Annotated in this window: 18 protein-coding genes; 5 read left to right on the forward strand and 13 right to left on the reverse strand. The window is 31.0% G+C overall.

What is annotated here, in order from left to right; translation table 11 throughout:
• Window positions 1–77 precede the first annotated feature (77 nt).
• Entirely contained in the window at window positions 78–1,859 is a 1,782-nt protein-coding gene (locus tag KQS_RS04005) for an AMP-dependent synthetase/ligase (protein ID WP_014387928.1), read from the reverse strand.
• A gap of 115 nt (window positions 1,860–1,974) precedes the next feature.
• Here KQS_RS04005 and KQS_RS04010 point away from each other — a divergent pair, with 115 nt between their 5' ends.
• Window positions 1,975–3,912 carry an LTA synthase family protein gene (locus KQS_RS04010; protein WP_084642307.1) on the forward strand — a complete coding sequence of 646 codons (1,938 nt, stop codon included), beginning with the start codon at window positions 1,975–1,977 and terminating at the stop codon, window positions 3,910–3,912.
• A gap of 7 nt (window positions 3,913–3,919) precedes the next feature.
• Window positions 3,920–4,495 (forward strand): dual specificity protein phosphatase family protein, encoded by a 576-nt coding sequence (locus tag KQS_RS04015; RefSeq protein ID WP_014387930.1) that lies wholly within the window; start codon window positions 3,920–3,922, stop codon window positions 4,493–4,495.
• A gap of 30 nt (window positions 4,496–4,525) precedes the next feature.
• On the opposite strand, the gene KQS_RS04020 is transcribed toward KQS_RS04015, so the two are convergent.
• The 5 genes from KQS_RS04020 to KQS_RS04040 all read right to left on the reverse strand — a co-directional run bounded on the left by KQS_RS04020 (window position 4,526) and on the right by KQS_RS04040 (window position 8,355).
• On the reverse strand, window positions 4,526–5,299 hold the full coding sequence (locus tag KQS_RS04020) for a sulfite exporter TauE/SafE family protein (RefSeq protein WP_014387931.1): 774 nt from the start codon (window positions 5,297–5,299) through the stop codon (window positions 4,526–4,528).
• Between the two features lie 67 nt (window positions 5,300–5,366).
• On the reverse strand, window positions 5,367–6,116 hold the full coding sequence (tpiA, locus tag KQS_RS04025) for a triose-phosphate isomerase (protein ID WP_014387932.1): 750 nt from the start codon (window positions 6,114–6,116) through the stop codon (window positions 5,367–5,369).
• A gap of 2 nt (window positions 6,117–6,118) precedes the next feature.
• Window positions 6,119–6,610 carry a TlpA family protein disulfide reductase gene (locus tag KQS_RS04030; protein ID WP_014387933.1) on the reverse strand — a complete coding sequence of 164 codons (492 nt, stop codon included), beginning with the start codon at window positions 6,608–6,610 and terminating at the stop codon, window positions 6,119–6,121.
• Between the two features lie 28 nt (window positions 6,611–6,638).
• A complete protein-coding gene (locus KQS_RS04035) occupies window positions 6,639–7,751 on the reverse strand; it encodes a TlpA family protein disulfide reductase (RefSeq protein WP_014387934.1) in 1,113 nt (370 codons plus the stop codon).
• A gap of 64 nt (window positions 7,752–7,815) precedes the next feature.
• On the reverse strand, window positions 7,816–8,355 hold the full coding sequence (locus KQS_RS04040; protein WP_014387935.1) for a DUF1599 domain-containing protein: 540 nt from the start codon (window positions 8,353–8,355) through the stop codon (window positions 7,816–7,818).
• Between the two features lie 45 nt (window positions 8,356–8,400).
• On the opposite strand from KQS_RS04040, the gene folP reads away from it, so the two are divergent.
• Window positions 8,401–9,228 carry a dihydropteroate synthase gene (gene folP, locus KQS_RS04045; RefSeq protein WP_041251982.1) on the forward strand — a complete coding sequence of 276 codons (828 nt, stop codon included), beginning with the start codon at window positions 8,401–8,403 and terminating at the stop codon, window positions 9,226–9,228.
• A 12-nt stretch (window positions 9,229–9,240) separates the two neighbouring features.
• On the opposite strand, the gene rlmH is transcribed toward folP, so the two are convergent.
• From rlmH to KQS_RS04065, 4 genes are all read right to left on the reverse strand, one after another.
• Window positions 9,241–9,714: a 23S rRNA (pseudouridine(1915)-N(3))-methyltransferase RlmH gene (gene rlmH / locus KQS_RS04050; RefSeq protein WP_014387937.1), complete on the reverse strand. Its 474-nt coding sequence runs from the start codon at window positions 9,712–9,714 to the stop codon at window positions 9,241–9,243.
• A 102-nt stretch (window positions 9,715–9,816) separates the two neighbouring features.
• Complete coding sequence (locus KQS_RS04055; protein WP_014387938.1) at window positions 9,817–10,527, reverse strand: YebC/PmpR family DNA-binding transcriptional regulator; 711 nt, start codon at window positions 10,525–10,527, stop codon at window positions 9,817–9,819.
• An 82-nt stretch (window positions 10,528–10,609) separates the two neighbouring features.
• Window positions 10,610–10,945 carry a DUF2752 domain-containing protein gene (locus KQS_RS04060; protein WP_014387939.1) on the reverse strand — a complete coding sequence of 112 codons (336 nt, stop codon included), beginning with the start codon at window positions 10,943–10,945 and terminating at the stop codon, window positions 10,610–10,612.
• 9 nt (window positions 10,946–10,954) lie between these two features.
• Window positions 10,955–11,314 carry a TM2 domain-containing protein gene (locus KQS_RS04065; protein WP_041251983.1) on the reverse strand — a complete coding sequence of 120 codons (360 nt, stop codon included), beginning with the start codon at window positions 11,312–11,314 and terminating at the stop codon, window positions 10,955–10,957.
• Between the two features lie 53 nt (window positions 11,315–11,367).
• Here KQS_RS04065 and KQS_RS04070 point away from each other — a divergent pair, with 53 nt between their 5' ends.
• Entirely contained in the window at window positions 11,368–12,255 is an 888-nt protein-coding gene (locus KQS_RS04070; protein ID WP_014387941.1) for a hypothetical protein, read from the forward strand.
• A gap of 9 nt (window positions 12,256–12,264) precedes the next feature.
• Here KQS_RS04070 and gcvT read toward each other — a convergent pair whose 3' ends face one another.
• A complete protein-coding gene (gcvT, locus tag KQS_RS04075; RefSeq protein WP_014387942.1) occupies window positions 12,265–13,347 on the reverse strand; it encodes a glycine cleavage system aminomethyltransferase GcvT in 1,083 nt (360 codons plus the stop codon).
• Between the two features lie 166 nt (window positions 13,348–13,513).
• Between gcvT and hutH the strand changes: the two genes are divergently transcribed.
• On the forward strand, window positions 13,514–15,010 hold the full coding sequence (gene hutH / locus KQS_RS04080) for a histidine ammonia-lyase (RefSeq protein ID WP_014387943.1): 1,497 nt from the start codon (window positions 13,514–13,516) through the stop codon (window positions 15,008–15,010).
• Between the two features lie 37 nt (window positions 15,011–15,047).
• Here the strand turns inward: hutH and KQS_RS04085 are convergent, their stop codons facing one another.
• Both KQS_RS04085 and KQS_RS14720 read right to left on the reverse strand, forming a co-directional pair.
• On the reverse strand, window positions 15,048–15,413 hold the full coding sequence (locus tag KQS_RS04085; RefSeq protein WP_014387944.1) for a DUF1304 domain-containing protein: 366 nt from the start codon (window positions 15,411–15,413) through the stop codon (window positions 15,048–15,050).
• Window positions 15,400–15,588 (reverse strand): GldL-related protein, encoded by a 189-nt coding sequence (locus KQS_RS14720; RefSeq protein WP_014387945.1) that lies wholly within the window; start codon window positions 15,586–15,588, stop codon window positions 15,400–15,402. Before KQS_RS14720 ends, KQS_RS04085 begins: the two co-directional genes overlap by 14 nt.
• Window positions 15,589–15,596 lie beyond the last annotated feature (8 nt).

A 15,596-nucleotide genomic window follows, 5' to 3' on the forward strand; every position in this document is an offset into this window, starting at 1 on the left:
TTTTTTATGTTTTTTTTCATTATTAATGTTTTTTTAACATTTAAATACAAAAAAGTCCGCTTCAAAAGCGGACTTTTTTATTCATGACCATATATTTTTTGATATAAGTTTTTATATTTTTCTAAAATTATTTTTCTTTTTAATTTCATAGTTGGAGTTAAATGTCCCTGCTCAATAGACCAAATATCAGGTGTTAATTCAAAACGTTTAACCTGTTCCCAGTTTCCAAACTTTTTGTTATAATAGTCAATTTCTTCTTGTATACGTTTTATAATTATAGGATTTGATATGATTTCTTCATTGGTTTCACCTAATTTAACGTCAGGGTGTTTTATTGCCCAATCTTTTAGGAAATCAAAGCTAGGTTGTATAAATGCAGCAGGCATTTTTTCACCTTCCCCAATTACCATAATTTGTTCAATAAATAGGGATTGTTTAAAGGTGTTTTCTAATAACTGAGGAGCCACATACTTTCCACCAGATGTTTTAAACATTTCTTTTTTACGGTCTGTGATTCGTAAAAATCCTTCAGAATCAAATTCACCAATATCCCCAGTGTGGAAATAACCATCTTTTAAAGCTTGATTGGTTTGTTCTTCATCTTTATAATAGCCTATCATTACATTTGGTCCTTTACATAAAATCTCACCATCTTCAGCTATTTTAACTTCTACACCATTTAAAACTTTTCCAACGGTACCCACTCTAAATCCATTATTTCTCATATCATTAACTGATATTACAGGCGATGTCTCTGTTAAACCATAGCCTTCCATTACTGGAATTCCAGCAGCAGTAAAAGTTTTTGTTAATCGCTGTTGTAATGCAGCACTTCCTGATACTAACAACTTTAATTCTCCTCCTAATGCCTCTTGCCATTTAGAGAAAATTAATTTTCGTGCTATTTTTAATTGGAATTCATAAAGAAACCCGTTTTCACTGTAAGGTTTGTATTGAACTCCTAATCCTGTAGCCCAGAAAAATAATTTCTTTTTAATGCCAGTTAAATCATGACCTTTAGCCATAATTTTGTCGTATACTTTTTCTAAAAGTCGAGGTACTACTGTCATAACATTCGGTTGTACTTCTTTTAAATTGTCTGAAATTTTATCAATACTTTCAGCAAAATAAACCGACACACCAAAATATTGGTACAAATACAAAATCATTCTTTCGAAGATATGGCAAATAGGAAGAAAGCTTAATGCTCTATAACTTCCAGGTGTGAAAGGTACTCTTTCTGCCGACATTAAAACATCTGATACAATATTTTGATGAGTCAACATTACACCTTTTGGTCTTCCCGTTGTACCAGAAGTATAAATAATGGTTGCTAAATCAGTAGTGTTAATAGCGTCTTTTCGAGCCTCAACTTCTGATTGATTTGAATTGTCTGCACCTAATTCTAACAATTCTTTCCAATTTTTTGCTCCTGGAATAGAATCAAATGTGTAAATAGCGACTAGGTTGGGGATGTTTGCCTTTACAGAAGTTAATTTATTATATACTTCTAAATCTGAAACAATACAATATTTAGATTCCGAATGATTTAAAATATATTCATAGTCTTCAGCGGCAATTGTTGGATAAATTGGAACTGTTTGAGCTCCTGTTTGTAATATACCAATATCAAAAATATGCCACTCTGTTCTATTGGTTGACGAAATAATGGCTACTTTGTCATTTTTTTGAATGTTAAGTCTTAAAAATGCTCTTGAAATAGCATTAGCTTTGTTCAAATATTCTTCGGTTGATGTTTTAACCCATTCGTTTCCATATTTTGTAACTAAAGCATCGGGTAAATTGTATTTTTCTAATTGATAGTAAGGGAAATCAAAAAGTCTGGTGATATTTGACATAATTTTATGTTTTTTTGGAATTGCAATTTATTAAAAAAATGATTAGATAATTATAAAATTACATTTTTTGAAAAAATTAATTGTTATTTTTGTTATAAATTTATTCAAAATGGGTATGAAATCTTTCCTGAGATTAGAGGAATATGTGGCATTATTTTATCGAATTTTTCTAGTTTATATTTTTTATTTTTTAGCACGAATTTTATTCTATTTTTATAATCAAGATATTGTTGCAGTTGATTCATTTTCAGAATTTTTAAGGCTTTCATATCATGGGTTAGCTTTTGATACAACTGCCATTTTATATGTAAATGGATTGTTTATTTTACTCTCAATTTTACCCTTGTTTTTTAACACAAAACCTAAGTATCAAAACTTTCTTTTTTATGTTTATTTTTCAACGAATTTACTTTTTTATGCTTTAAATTTTGTTGATTTTATTTACTATAAATACAATTTTTCTAGATTAACTTTAGCGGCTTGGGACGTTTTTAAACATGAAAAATCTAAATTCGGAATGTTTTTTAGGTTTTTTTATACTTATTGGGATGTGTTTTTACTCTTTTTTGTTGTTGCATTTCTTTGGGTATTTTTGTACAAAAAAGTTAAAGTTAAACATAATTTAACAGAACATTCTAAAATAAAATATATTGTTTCTTCAATTGTAGGAGTTCTAATTATTGCGACTATAAGTGTTGGTGGAATAAGAGGCGATTTTAAAAAAAGTACACGTCCTATCAACTTAGTTGATGCCAATCGACATGTTTCTAAAACTCAGCATGCTGACATCGTATTGAATTCAACATTCACTTTTTTAAGAACTTTAGGAGTAACTTCTTTTAAGAAAACAGAATTTAATATTCCAGATGCTGTTATTGAATCAAATTTTAAACCAATTAAATTCTATGCTAACAATGAAAGTACAAAACCGAATATTGTTTTAATTATCACGGAAAGCTTAGCTAAAGAATATGTAGGTTCATTTAATAAAAATATTGGCATTAAAGGTTATAAAGGTTATACACCTTTTCTTGATTCTTTGGCTAGTAGTAGTTTGATTTTTACTAACGCCTATGCTAATGGTTACAAATCTATTCATGGAATGTCTTCTATTATTTCAGGTATACCAAGTTTTAAAGATGCATTCACTTCTTCGCCTTATGCAAAGCAAAAAATAGAATCGTTAGTTTCATGTTTAAAATCGGAGGGATATGACACTTCTTTTTTTCATGGGGCTCCAAATGGTTCAATGGGTTTTTTAGGTTATGCAAATATTCTTGGATTTGATCATTATTACGGAATGACAGAATATGGGAATGATAAAGATTTTGATGGTTCATGGGGAATTTGGGACGAACCGTTTATGCAATATATGAATCAGACGATAAGTAAAAAGAAACAACCCTTTTTCTCAACAATATTTACCGTTTCATCGCATGAACCTTATGTGATTCCGAAGAAATATGAAGGTAAATTTCCTAAAGGAGATTTGCCAATGCATCAATGTGTTGGTTATACTGATTATGCTTTTAAGAAGTTTTTTGAAGCAGCTAAAAAACAACCCTGGTACAATAATACAATTTTTATAATAACAGCAGATCATTGTAATCAAGTGTTTTATGGGGATGAATTTTATAATAAAATAATTAATAGAAATGCAGTTCCTATTTTAATTTTTAAACCAAAGAGTAATTTAAAAGGTGTAAATAACGAAATTGCACAACATATAGATATTTATCCAACTATTTTGGATTTAATTGGTTACAATAAACCTTTTAGAAGTTGGGGTAGAAGTCTTGTAAATACCAAAAAAGAGCAAGCTCCCTTTTTAATCAATTACAATACTAATATGTATCAGTTTATGAAAGGAAATTACATTTGTATGTTTGATGGTAAAAATGCTGTTGGGTTTTATAGTGTAAATGATAAGGAACTGACAAAAAATCTAATTGGAAAAAGAAATAAAGAAATGAATGATATTGAATTAGCTTGTAAAGCTTTTATACAGGATTATTTTAATAGAATCATTGATAAAAAATTAACCTCAAAGTAAACGTATTATGTGGAAAAAAATAATAATTGCAATAGTTGTTTTAGCTGCTTTGATTTTTGGAAAATCGTATGTGTATGATTATAAAATTAATCATAATTTAGAAACAATTACAGAAGGGAAAGTTTATAAAAGTGGCGTTATACCTCCTGATGAGTTGCCAGATTACATTAAAAAATACAATATTAAAAGTGTGGTGGATTTACGATTTCCAGGTACTGGAGATGATGTAAACAATCCAGAAGTTCCTGCTGAACTTACTGCTGAAAAAGAAGCAATTGCAAAAATACCTGGGGTGAATTATTTTAATAATGGTTCCGATCAAGTCCCTGCAAAAAAGAATTTGGATTATTTTTTTAAGATTATGGATAATACAGATAATTATCCTGTCTTAATTCATTGTTATCATGGTGTAGGAAGAGCAGAGATATACTCGGCCATCTATCGAATTGAATATGAAAATTGGGATCGTGACAAAGCCCGAACAAGTACTCGTTTTTTAACCAAATGGAGTGCTTTCGATTTAGGAAAACCTAAAGGTGATTTTTTACATACGTACATCAAAAGAAAAGATTCGGTTAAATAAAATATGTTTCTTAAAAATGAATTAATTCATTTAAATAATTCCCATTCCCAATACAACCGCAAATAAAATTAACATCACAGCTACAATATTTTGAATGGTAGCAATAGTTACTTTTTTAACCCATTTAGTTCCAAAATACACACCTACAAAAGCTGATAAAGTGGCAATTACAATTAAATTGAAATCAATTTGATTGTGATATTGTGTAATTTGACGACTATACACGCTCAATCGAGAAAGATCGATCAAACAGGCTATAGCCACACCTGTTGCAATAAAAGCTTCTTTTGATAATCCAACTTTAGTTAAAAAAGCACTTCTTAAGGCACCTTGATGTCCGGATAATCCACCAAAAAAACCACTCAAGATTCCGCCAAGCATAACATATTTTTTATCGAATTCTAGGTTTTTTAATTTAGGGATTAATTCAAATAATGCAAAAAAGAGAAAAACCACAGCTATGATAAGTTTAACCATATTGGTTTCAAAAACGTTTTCACCGATTTGGTATTTTATAAAATTATAAGGAAAGTTGAGGTGTTGTAGTGTTTTTGCACCTAAAAATGAAAAAAGCAGTGCTGGTACTCCAAAGCCCAACACTACTTTTTTATCTATGTTTTTAAAAACCAATCCTAATTTAAAAATATTATTTAAAAAATGGACAATTGCGGTTAAAGCAATAGCAATTTCAATTGGAAAGAACAATCCAAAAGCTGGCAATAATATTGTTCCTAGCCCAAATCCTGAAAAAAAGGTTAGAGCAGAGGCTAGTAATGCAACTATAGGGATTATAATATATTCCATTTTTGAATTATGAAAGTTGAATTTAGAATTCAGAACTATAAAATTTTTAAATTCTGAGTTCTAAGATTTATATTCCGTTTATAATTCCAAAGAAATCATTTGCTTGTAAGGATGCTCCACCAATTAAGCCTCCATCAACATCAGGTTTAGAGAAAATTTCTTTAGCATTATCTGGTTTTACACTGCCTCCATATAGAATGGTTACATTTTCTGCGACTTCATTTCCAAATACTTTATCTACTAAATTTCTAATAAAAGCGTGCATTTCTTGTGCTTGTTCAGGACTAGCTGTTTCTCCAGTTCCTATTGCCCAAACAGGTTCGTATGCTAATACTATATTTTTCCAATTTTCTTTTTCAATATGAAATAAGCCGTCTCGTAATTGGTATTCAACAATATTAAAATGATTGTTGTCTTGACGGTCTTTTAATTCTTCACCAAAACAGAAAATTACAGTCATTTCATGTTTTAAAGCCGTATCGACTTTATTTGCTAATAAAGCATCCGTTTCATGAAAATAGGCTCTTCTTTCACTGTGTCCAAGAATTACAGTATTTACACCAATGCTGGTTAACATGTTTGCGGCTACTTCTCCTGTAAAAGCACCACCTTCTGCTTGGTGCATATTTTGAGCTGCAATCTTAATATCAGTACCTGCTACTAATTCCACTGCCTTTGCTAAATAAGGAAATGGAGTAGCTAAAATAACTTCTGTAGTTGTATTTGGTTTACCTGCTTTGATTTGATTAATTAACTCAATGGCTTGAGAGTAATCTTTATTCATTTTCCAGTTACCGGCAACTATATTTTTTCTCATTATTACTTATTTAATGTTTCTTCTATTTTAGAATCTGTTGGTTCAATAGCCTTGTATAAGGCAATTTTTCCTGTTTTGTCTACAATCATATATCTTGGAATCCAATCTAATCCAATTGATTTTCCAAACTTGCCTTTCATTCCATCAGGAACTAAATAATGTTCCCCTTTTACTTGGTGTTTTTCAATTCCTGCTAACCAAGATTCATAAGTTTTATCACAAGATAAGTTAACAAAAACAATATCTGAACCATAAACATCATGTAATTCTTTTACTGTTGGCATTGCTTTAATACAATCAGAACACCATGAAGCCCAAACTTCAATAAAAATTGTTTTTCCTTTGTGTTTTTCTAAAATTTGTTGAAAGTTGATTTCTTTATTTTCTAAATCTTTAAATTTGGATTCTAATGATTTTTTTGAAAATTCTGTTTCTTGAGCTTGGCAAGAACCTAATGAAATAATAAGTGCAAAAGCAGCAATGATTTTTTTCATAACTTTTGAAATTAATGATTTATAATTGTTATTTTTTATACGGTTGGTTTACTAATTTTTCAAATTCTTTTTTGTTAAAAGCTTTTTCCGCAATGCCGTCATAGAATTTCATCACATTTCCATTCCATAAATACACTACACCAGGGGTATCTTTACCTGATCCTAATTTTGTCCAAAACGGAATAATGTCGATAATTTTATAAGGGAATTGATGTCCAACAAATTGGAAGAATTCCGGAATTTTTTCAGCTTCTTCATCCATAAAAATAATTCGAACTTCAGGGAAATCTTTATATTTTTTACGCATGGCATTTAATTCTTTCGCAGTTTCTCTACAATGTTCACATCCAGGAACAAAGAAGCAAAATATTTTTTTACCCTTATCAATGTCAGCATAATACTCGGCATAACCCGATTTTGTTGGCTTTGGTTCAGCTGCCTTTATTGTTTCTTCAATAACACTTTTTGTTTTTATGGTGTCTTTTACTTCTGTTGATGTTTCTTTAGTCGCATTACTGTCATTGGCTACAAATGAAGTGTCAATTGATGTATTTATTGTGTTAAAATTGATATTGTTTGTTGTGCTTCCAAGTGAACTCGCTCTCATAGGTGCTAACATGAAAATTCCTAAAATGCAACCTAAAGTAACGGTTGTTAATATCCAGAAATTTGATTTAGCATCTGGAGCAAGTAATTTCCATAACCAAACTAATAAACCAATAGCAATAATGTTTTTAATGATGGCTTCAACGGGAGTCATCGGTAATAATTCCCCAAAACAACCACAATTACCAACATTTCCGCTAACAAAAGTTTCGTAACTTAAATGTAAAATAAAAATACCCAAAAGGGCTATGGTTGCCGGTATAGTAATCTTTTTTAAATAATGATTATGAAGTAATAAAAAGCCTAAAGCAAATTCAATTCCAATTAAAGTTCTTGAAAAGTAAGGGGCTATTCCTTCAGAAAAACCAAGTGGATATAATTGTTTTACTTCAAATGTAGAAATAGCAAAATTGGGTGAAAAATCGATAAATGGAAATTCGGGTATCCAACCTTTAGCGATTTTTGCTAATGCTGATACTAAAAATAATACTGCAACAACAATTCTTATAGTCCAAATTTGTGTTTCTTTCTTCATAGTTTACTTTTGATTTTCACAAATGTAAAAAGGCTTTTTGAGTTTCTATGTTAATGACTTGTTATTAAAATCGCTTCATTAATATTAATGCAAAAACCGAATAATTAATCATGTCTTGGTAATTCGCATCAATTCCTTCAGAAACTAAAGTTTTTCCTTTATTGTCTTCTATTTGTTTTACTCGTAATAATTTTTGAATAATTAAATCGGTCAATGAACTCACTCGCATATCGCGCCATGCTTCTCCATAATCATGATTTTTATCTTCCATTAATTTTTTTGTAAGCGCTACTTTTTCATAATATAGCTGAATGGCTTCCTCCGCTGATAAATCGGGTTGAGTTGCCACGCCTTTATCCATCTGAATTAAAGCCATTAAACAATAATTAATAATACCGATGAATTCAGAAGCTTCGTCTTCATCTACTTTTCTTACATCGTTTTCTTGTAAACTTCTAATGCGTTGTGCTTTAATGAAAATTTGATCCGTTAAAGAAGGCAAACGTAAAACGCGCCAAGCTGTTCCGTAATCATGTGCTTTTTTTGAGAATAAATCGCGACAAATCGCAATTACTTTATCAAATTGTTCAGAGGTATTCGTCATTATTTGCGTTATATTTGTAATCACCAAATATAAGTAAAAAATAGTATGTCAACAATAAACTGCAAAGGAAGACTTATCGATTTATCAACACCAAAGGTAATGGGGATTTTAAATGTGACTCCCGATTCTTTTTTTGATGGGGGTACGCTAAAAAATGCCGATGAAGTGGTTCAAAAAGTAGAAAAGATGTTGGATGAAGGGGCTGATTTTATTGACTTAGGAGGTTATTCAAGTCGGCCAGGAGCTGCATTTGTTTCTGTGGAAGAAGAATTGAATAGGGTAGTACCCATTGTTGAAATTTTGGTTGAAAAATTTTCAGATATTTTAATTTCTATTGATACTTTTCGAAGTGATGTAGCTCAAAAAGCCATAGAAGCGGGTGCGGCGATGATTAATGATATTTCAGCGGGAATGTTAGATGAGAATATGATTCCTACAGTAGCAAAATTGCAAGTTCCCTACATTATGATGCATATGCGAGGCACACCTCAAACCATGCAAACATTAACAGATTATAACGATATTATTAAAGATATTAATTTTTATTTTTCTGAACGTTGTGCTTTGGCACGAAGTTTTGGTTTGAATGATATCATTATCGATCCTGGATTTGGTTTTGCTAAAACAACTGAACAAAATTTTGAATTATTACATAAAATGGAATTGTTGCAAATGACAGGATTACCAATTTTAGCAGGAATATCGAGAAAATCAATGATATATAAAACCTTGCAAACTACACCGGATAAGGCGTTAAATGGAACAACTTTTTTGCATGCCTTTTGTTTGCAAAAAGGGGCTTCTATTTTACGTGTTCACGATGTGAAAGAAGCGGTGGAGTGCGTGAAATTAATTAGCCAATTTGGCAATTAGATAATTGCCTTATTAACTATGATGATACGGCTCATTGTTTAAAATAGTAAAGCTTCTATAAATTTGTTCAATCACAAATAAACGCACCATTTGATGGGAAAATGTCATTTGCGATAAGGAAACTTTGCCTTGTGCTTTTTGATACACTTCTTCCGAAAATCCATAAGGGCCACCAATAACAAAAGCTAATGTTTTAATTCCAGAATTCATTTTCTTCTGTAAAAAATCGGAAAAACCAACACTATTGAATTCCTTCCCATTTTCATCTAAAACAATCAATTGGTCGGTTGGGGATAATTTTGATAAAATCAATTGTCCTTCTTTGATTTTTTGTTCACTTTCTGATAAGTTTTTTACATTCTTGATATCCGGAATGATATCTAATTCAAATTTTACATAAAATCCCAATCGTTTGGTGTATTCATCTATTAAAGCTTGTAGATTCTTATTATCGGTTTTACCTATTGCAATAAGTTTAATGTTCATTTTAATTTAGAATTTAGAAATATGAATTCAGAAATTTTTAAAATAAAAATGCAGAACATATAATTAAATTCTGCATTTTTCTAAATTCTAATTTCTGAATTATTATTCTGCCATGGTATGGAAAACGTTCATTACATCATCGTCTTCCTCTATTTTTTCTAATAACTTCTCCACATCAGCAACTTGCTCAGGAGTTAATTCTTTGGTTACTTGTGCAATACGATCAAATCCAGAAGATAAAATCTCTAAGCCTCTGTTTTCTAATTCTTTTTGAATGGATCCAAAACTTTCAAAAGGCGCATACATTACAATACCGTCTTCATCAGCAAAAATTTCTTCTACCCCAAAGTCAATCATTTCTAATTCTAACTCTTCTACATCTTGACCTTCTGCCGGAATACGGAAGTTACACGTATGGTCAAACATAAATTCAACCGAACCCTGTGTGCCTAGAGTTCCATTACATTTGTTGAAATAACTTCTAATATTAGCAACCGTTCTGTTGTTATTGTCGGTTGCAGTTTCAATTAAAATAGCAATCCCATGTGGAGCATAGCCTTCAAATAAAACTTCTTTATAGTTAGCAGTATCTTTGTCAGATGCTTTTTTTATTGCTCTTTCAATATTGTCTTTAGGCATGTTAGCTGCCTTTGCATTTTGTATTACGGCACGTAAACGCGAGTTTGTTTCAGGATTTGGACCGCCTTCTTTAACTGCCATTACAATGTCTTTACCAATTTTAGTAAATGTTTTTGCCATAGCGCCCCAACGCTTCATTTTACGGGCTTTTCTAAATTCAAATGCTCTTCCCATTTCTATATGAGTTTATGTTTGTATAACAAATCTTAAATATTGATTGCAAATTTAAGAAATATTAAGAAATAAAAAAAGAGGCCTAAGCCTCTTTTGGATAAGTTAGTTTGCCAATAAATCCCGGCATCCTTTTACCTTGTATATCATAAATAGCTTTTACCCAAAGCACTCCCATCATTGGAAATACGATAAAAGATAATTTATTAAAATTCCAAGCACCATTAAAGTCAAAATGTAAAAGATGCATAATAGCTTTTGTTAAACCACAAGCATAACATTCTATTCCAGCCAATTGCACTGATAAACAAATGCTTTCACCTTTGTCGAAAAAATCTATAGGAAAAAACAATAAAGCTATTGGTGCTATAATAGTTATAATATTTGTGATGTAAAAAAGTAGTTTACGGACTAAACTCATTATTAATTATTATAGTGTTTTAGTATAACTTCCGTTTTTAGGTTGTAAGTCTCCAGTAATAATTCTGATTAAATCAATAAGAGACCAAATGCCACATCCACCAAGAGTTAACAATTGAACAATACCTTGCCAAGTGTAACCTAAATAAAATCTGTGGATTCCTATACCACCTACAACAAGACATAAAATTAAAGCAATAACTTGGCTTTTTCCTTCTGCAGCAGCAGCTGGTGAAGTAAATTCGTCTTTTTGATTTTCTATAACAGTTGTGTTGTTTGTTGTTGTTCTCTCAACAGGGAAAGAAGCATAAGAAACTGTTAAAGCTCCGAATACGAACATTAAAAGGGTTAAAAATAATTTGATTTTCATAATAAAAATGTTTTAGTTTGTAGCAAAAATATTAATTCTAACTAAATTAACAAATGAATAAACTAAAAATTTTAATATTTCTTTTACATTTTATCTTTAATGTTGCAGAAGCTCAAACCAATTATGAGTTTTATGGAATTATTAAACTAAATGGCAATGATAAGTCGGTAATAACTTACAGGTTGGTTTTTGGTGAAAACAAAGGTATTATCAATGGGTATTCAATTACAGATCTTGATGGAGCAAATGAAACGAAGAATATAATTAAAGGAACTTACAATAAAAAAACGAAAGTATTTGAATTTAAAGAAAACGAAATTCTATATACTAAATCTAAATTTTCCGAAAGCGCTTTTTGTTTTGTGAATTTTTCTGGTAAAGTTAAATTAGTTCAAAATACAAGTAAATTAGAAGGTGATTTTAAAGGATTATTTAAAAATAAGACCAAATGCATTGATGGTACTTTGCAACTTATAGGAAGTAATAAAATTTATAATCTTGTTACTAAAGTCAATAAAAAGATTCAAAAGTCAAAAAAGATAGATGAATCTTCAAAACAAAAATATAATACTGTTAAAATGTTAGATAGTTTAAAAATTAATAAATTATCTAAAAATCAAAATTTAAATGTTTTTTGGGAGTCTTCCACTGCTAAAATTGAAATTTGGGACAATGGACAAGAAGACGGAGACCGAATTAATTTGTTTCATAATGGGAAATTAATTTTGAGTGATTATTTAGTTTCCAATACAAAAAAAGTTCTCACTATAAAATTAGGTTCTGCGAATGATGTGTTTAAAATTGTTGCTTTAAATGAAGGTAAAATTAAGCCTAATACAGCAAAACTTGAATTTATTGATAAAGAGCGTAGTTTTGAACTTTTAGCAACCTTAAATAAGGAAGAAGAAGCGTCAATAACTATTATAAAAAAAGAGCCATAGGCTCTTTTTTTATTTCTTATAAAATGGCATTTTCACCACTTTTGCTTTAATGTCTTTATTTCTGATTCGAATATAAATTTCTGAATCAACTGCTGCTAATTCTGTTGGAACATATCCCATGCCAATAGCTTTGCCTAAAGAAGGTGATTGTGTACCCGAAGTTACGATTCCTACTACATTTCCATTAGCATCTGCAATTTCGTAATCATGACGAGGAATCCCTCTTTCGATTAATTCAAATCCGACTAATTTACGAGTTACACCAGCTTCTTTTTGCTTTTTTAAATTATCAGAATTGGTAAATTCTTTGTCGAATTTTGTAATCCATCCTAAACCTGCTTCTAAAGGAGAAGTTGTATCGTTGATGTCGTTTCCGTATAAACAGAAGCCCATTTCCAAGCGTAAAGTATCACGAGCAGCTAATCCAATTGGTTTAATTCCAAAAGCTGCACCAGCTTCAAATACTTTGTTCCAAACCGTTTCTGCATCTTCGTTTTTGAAATAAATCTCGAAACCACCAGAACCTGTATAACCAGTTGCTGAAATAATAACGTCTTTTATTCCTGCAAATTCACCAATTTGGAATGTGTAATATCCCATATTTGTTAAATCAATAGCTGTTAATGATTGCATTGCTTCAGCTGCTTTCGGACCTTGAATGGCTAATAAAGAATACGCATCAGAGTTGTTAATCATTTCAACTCCTAAGTCGTTGTGTTGAGCAATCCAATTCCAATCTTTTTCAATATTAGAGGCGTTTACCACTAACATGTAGTGATTGTCCGCAATTTTGTATACAATTAAATCATCAACAATTCCTCCTTCATTATTAGGTAAACAAGAATATTGTGCTTTCCCATCGACTAATTTTGAAGCATCGTTTGAAGTCACTTTCTGTATAAGAGCTAACGCATTTTCACCTTTAAGGAAAAATTCACCCATGTGCGATACATCAAAAACGCCAACGCCATTTCTTACGGTTTCATGTTCTACATTTACTCCTTCGTATTGTAAAGGCATATTGTAACCTGCAAATGGAACCATTTTTGCTCCTAATTTTTCGTGAACTGCTGTTAGTGCTGTATTTTTCATTTTAATTGAACTATAAATTTTGAGTGGCTAATTTATGCAAATTTCTTAAAAAAGGGGTCACAAATTGGATAAATATTGTTAATCATTTAAAAATGGAAGTTTCTTATTAACAATTGTTGTATTTTTAAATGATTTTGTTGAATTTTGGCAACTTATTCATAAAAAAATGGAACATACACATTATATAAGTTCATCATTATTAACAATTGAGGAGGTAAACGAAATTGTTTTTCAAGGGAAAAAACTAGCGCTTTCAGAAGAAGCAAAAGTTAATATAGCGAAGTGCCGTCAGTATTTAGATGATAAAATGCAAACGCAAAGCGAACCTATTTATGGGATTAATACAGGTTTTGGTTCGTTGTGTAATGTAAAAATCTCCAATGAGAATTTATCTAAATTACAAGAAAACTTAATGAAATCACATGCCTGTGGTACAGGAGAAGAAGTGCCACACGATATAGTGAAAATCATGTTGTTTCTGAAAATACAATCCCTAAGTTATGGAAATTCGGGAGTGCAAGTGGAAACTGTTGAACGCTTACTCGATTTTTATAACCTTGATATTTTGCCCGTAGTTTATACACAAGGTTCTTTAGGGGCTTCGGGAGATTTATCTCCTTTGGCTCATTTATGTTTACCTTTAATTGCTGAAGGGGAGGTGTATTATGATGGATTCCGTCAGCCGGCACATAAAGTTTTAGGTAAATTAAATTTAAAACCGATTACTTTAAAATCAAAAGAAGGATTGGCCTTGTTAAACGGTACACAGTTTATGAATGCTTATGGCGTGTATAATTTAATTCAAGCTCAAAAATTAGCGTATTTGGCCGATTTAATTGGTGCGGTTTCTTTAGAAGGATTTGATGGTCGAAAAGAGCCATTTACGGATTTAATTCATTTGGTTCGACCGCACAAAGGTCAAGTAACTACTGCAGCTCGAATGTTAGAATTTTTAGAGGGAAGTGAAATCATCGCTCAATCAAAAAAACACGTTCAAGATCCGTATTCCTTCCGTTGTATTCCGCAAGTTCATGGCGCTACGAAGGATACCATTGACTTTGTTAAAAAAGTATTTACTACTGAAATTAATTCAGTTACCGATAATCCGAATATTTTTGTTGGTGAAGATATTATTGTGTCAGGAGGGAATTTTCATGGACAACCGTTAGCTTTGGCGCTGGATTATTTAGGAATTGCATTAGCTGAATTAGGAAATATTTCAGAAAGAAGAACGTATCAATTGATATCGGGATTAAGAGAATTGCCAGCTTTTTTAGTGAGTGATCCAGGGTTAAATTCCGGATTTATGATTCCGCAATATACTGCTGCTAGTATTGTAAGTCAGAATAAACAATTGGCCACACCTGCGAGTATTGATAGCATTGTTTCGAGTAACGGACAAGAAGATCATGTGAGTATGGGAGCAAATGGAGCGACAAAGACGTTTAAAATTGTTGAAAATGTGGAACGTATTTTAGCTATTGAACTGTTTAATGCAACGCAAGCTTTAGAATTCAGAAGACCTTTAAGGTCAAGTGAATTTATTGAGATGTTTGTTAAAGCGTATCGAGATGAAGTTCCTTTTGTAGATGAAGATCGAATTTTACATTATGATATTGAAAAATCAATCCACTTCTTGAAAAGTTTTCAAGTGGAAGAATAAGAAAACAGCCTTTAGATTTCTAAAGGCTTTTTTGTTTTTAAATTTTTAATAGAATTGCAATTATTCCTAATAAAGCGGGTAAGGCTTGAACCAATAATATTCGTTTTGAAGCAGAATAAGCACCATATAATCCGGCTACAAAAACGCAGCTCAAGAAAAATAAAGCAATATTTTTACTCCAAATTTCATCTGAGATTACTAACGACCAAATTAATCCGGCGGCTAAAAATCCGTTATACAAACCTTGATTGGCAGCCATAGCCTTGGTTGGTTCAAACAAATCTTTTGGAAAAGTTTTAAATACTTTTTTTCCTGTAGTTGTCCAAGCAAACATTTCTAGCCAAAGGATATAAAGGTGTAAAAGGGCGACACCTCCTACAATAATTTTACTAGTTATTTCCATTGCTTTTTTTTATTAAAAGGTAAATTAAAAAAACTATTGCTAGTACTTCAAGTAGAGTTCCTGTAATGAGTATGGAATTCGCACCCGGCCAATGCATTAACTTAAATAAACTGCCAATTATAGTAATTGCCAATCCAACAAGAAAAAAAATCAATGGTACTAAAAATACTTTCATTATAAAAT

Source organism: Flavobacterium indicum GPTSA100-9 = DSM 17447 (genome assembly GCF_000455605.1).
GTDB classification, from domain to species: Bacteria; Bacteroidota; Bacteroidia; order Flavobacteriales; family Flavobacteriaceae; genus Flavobacterium; species Flavobacterium indicum.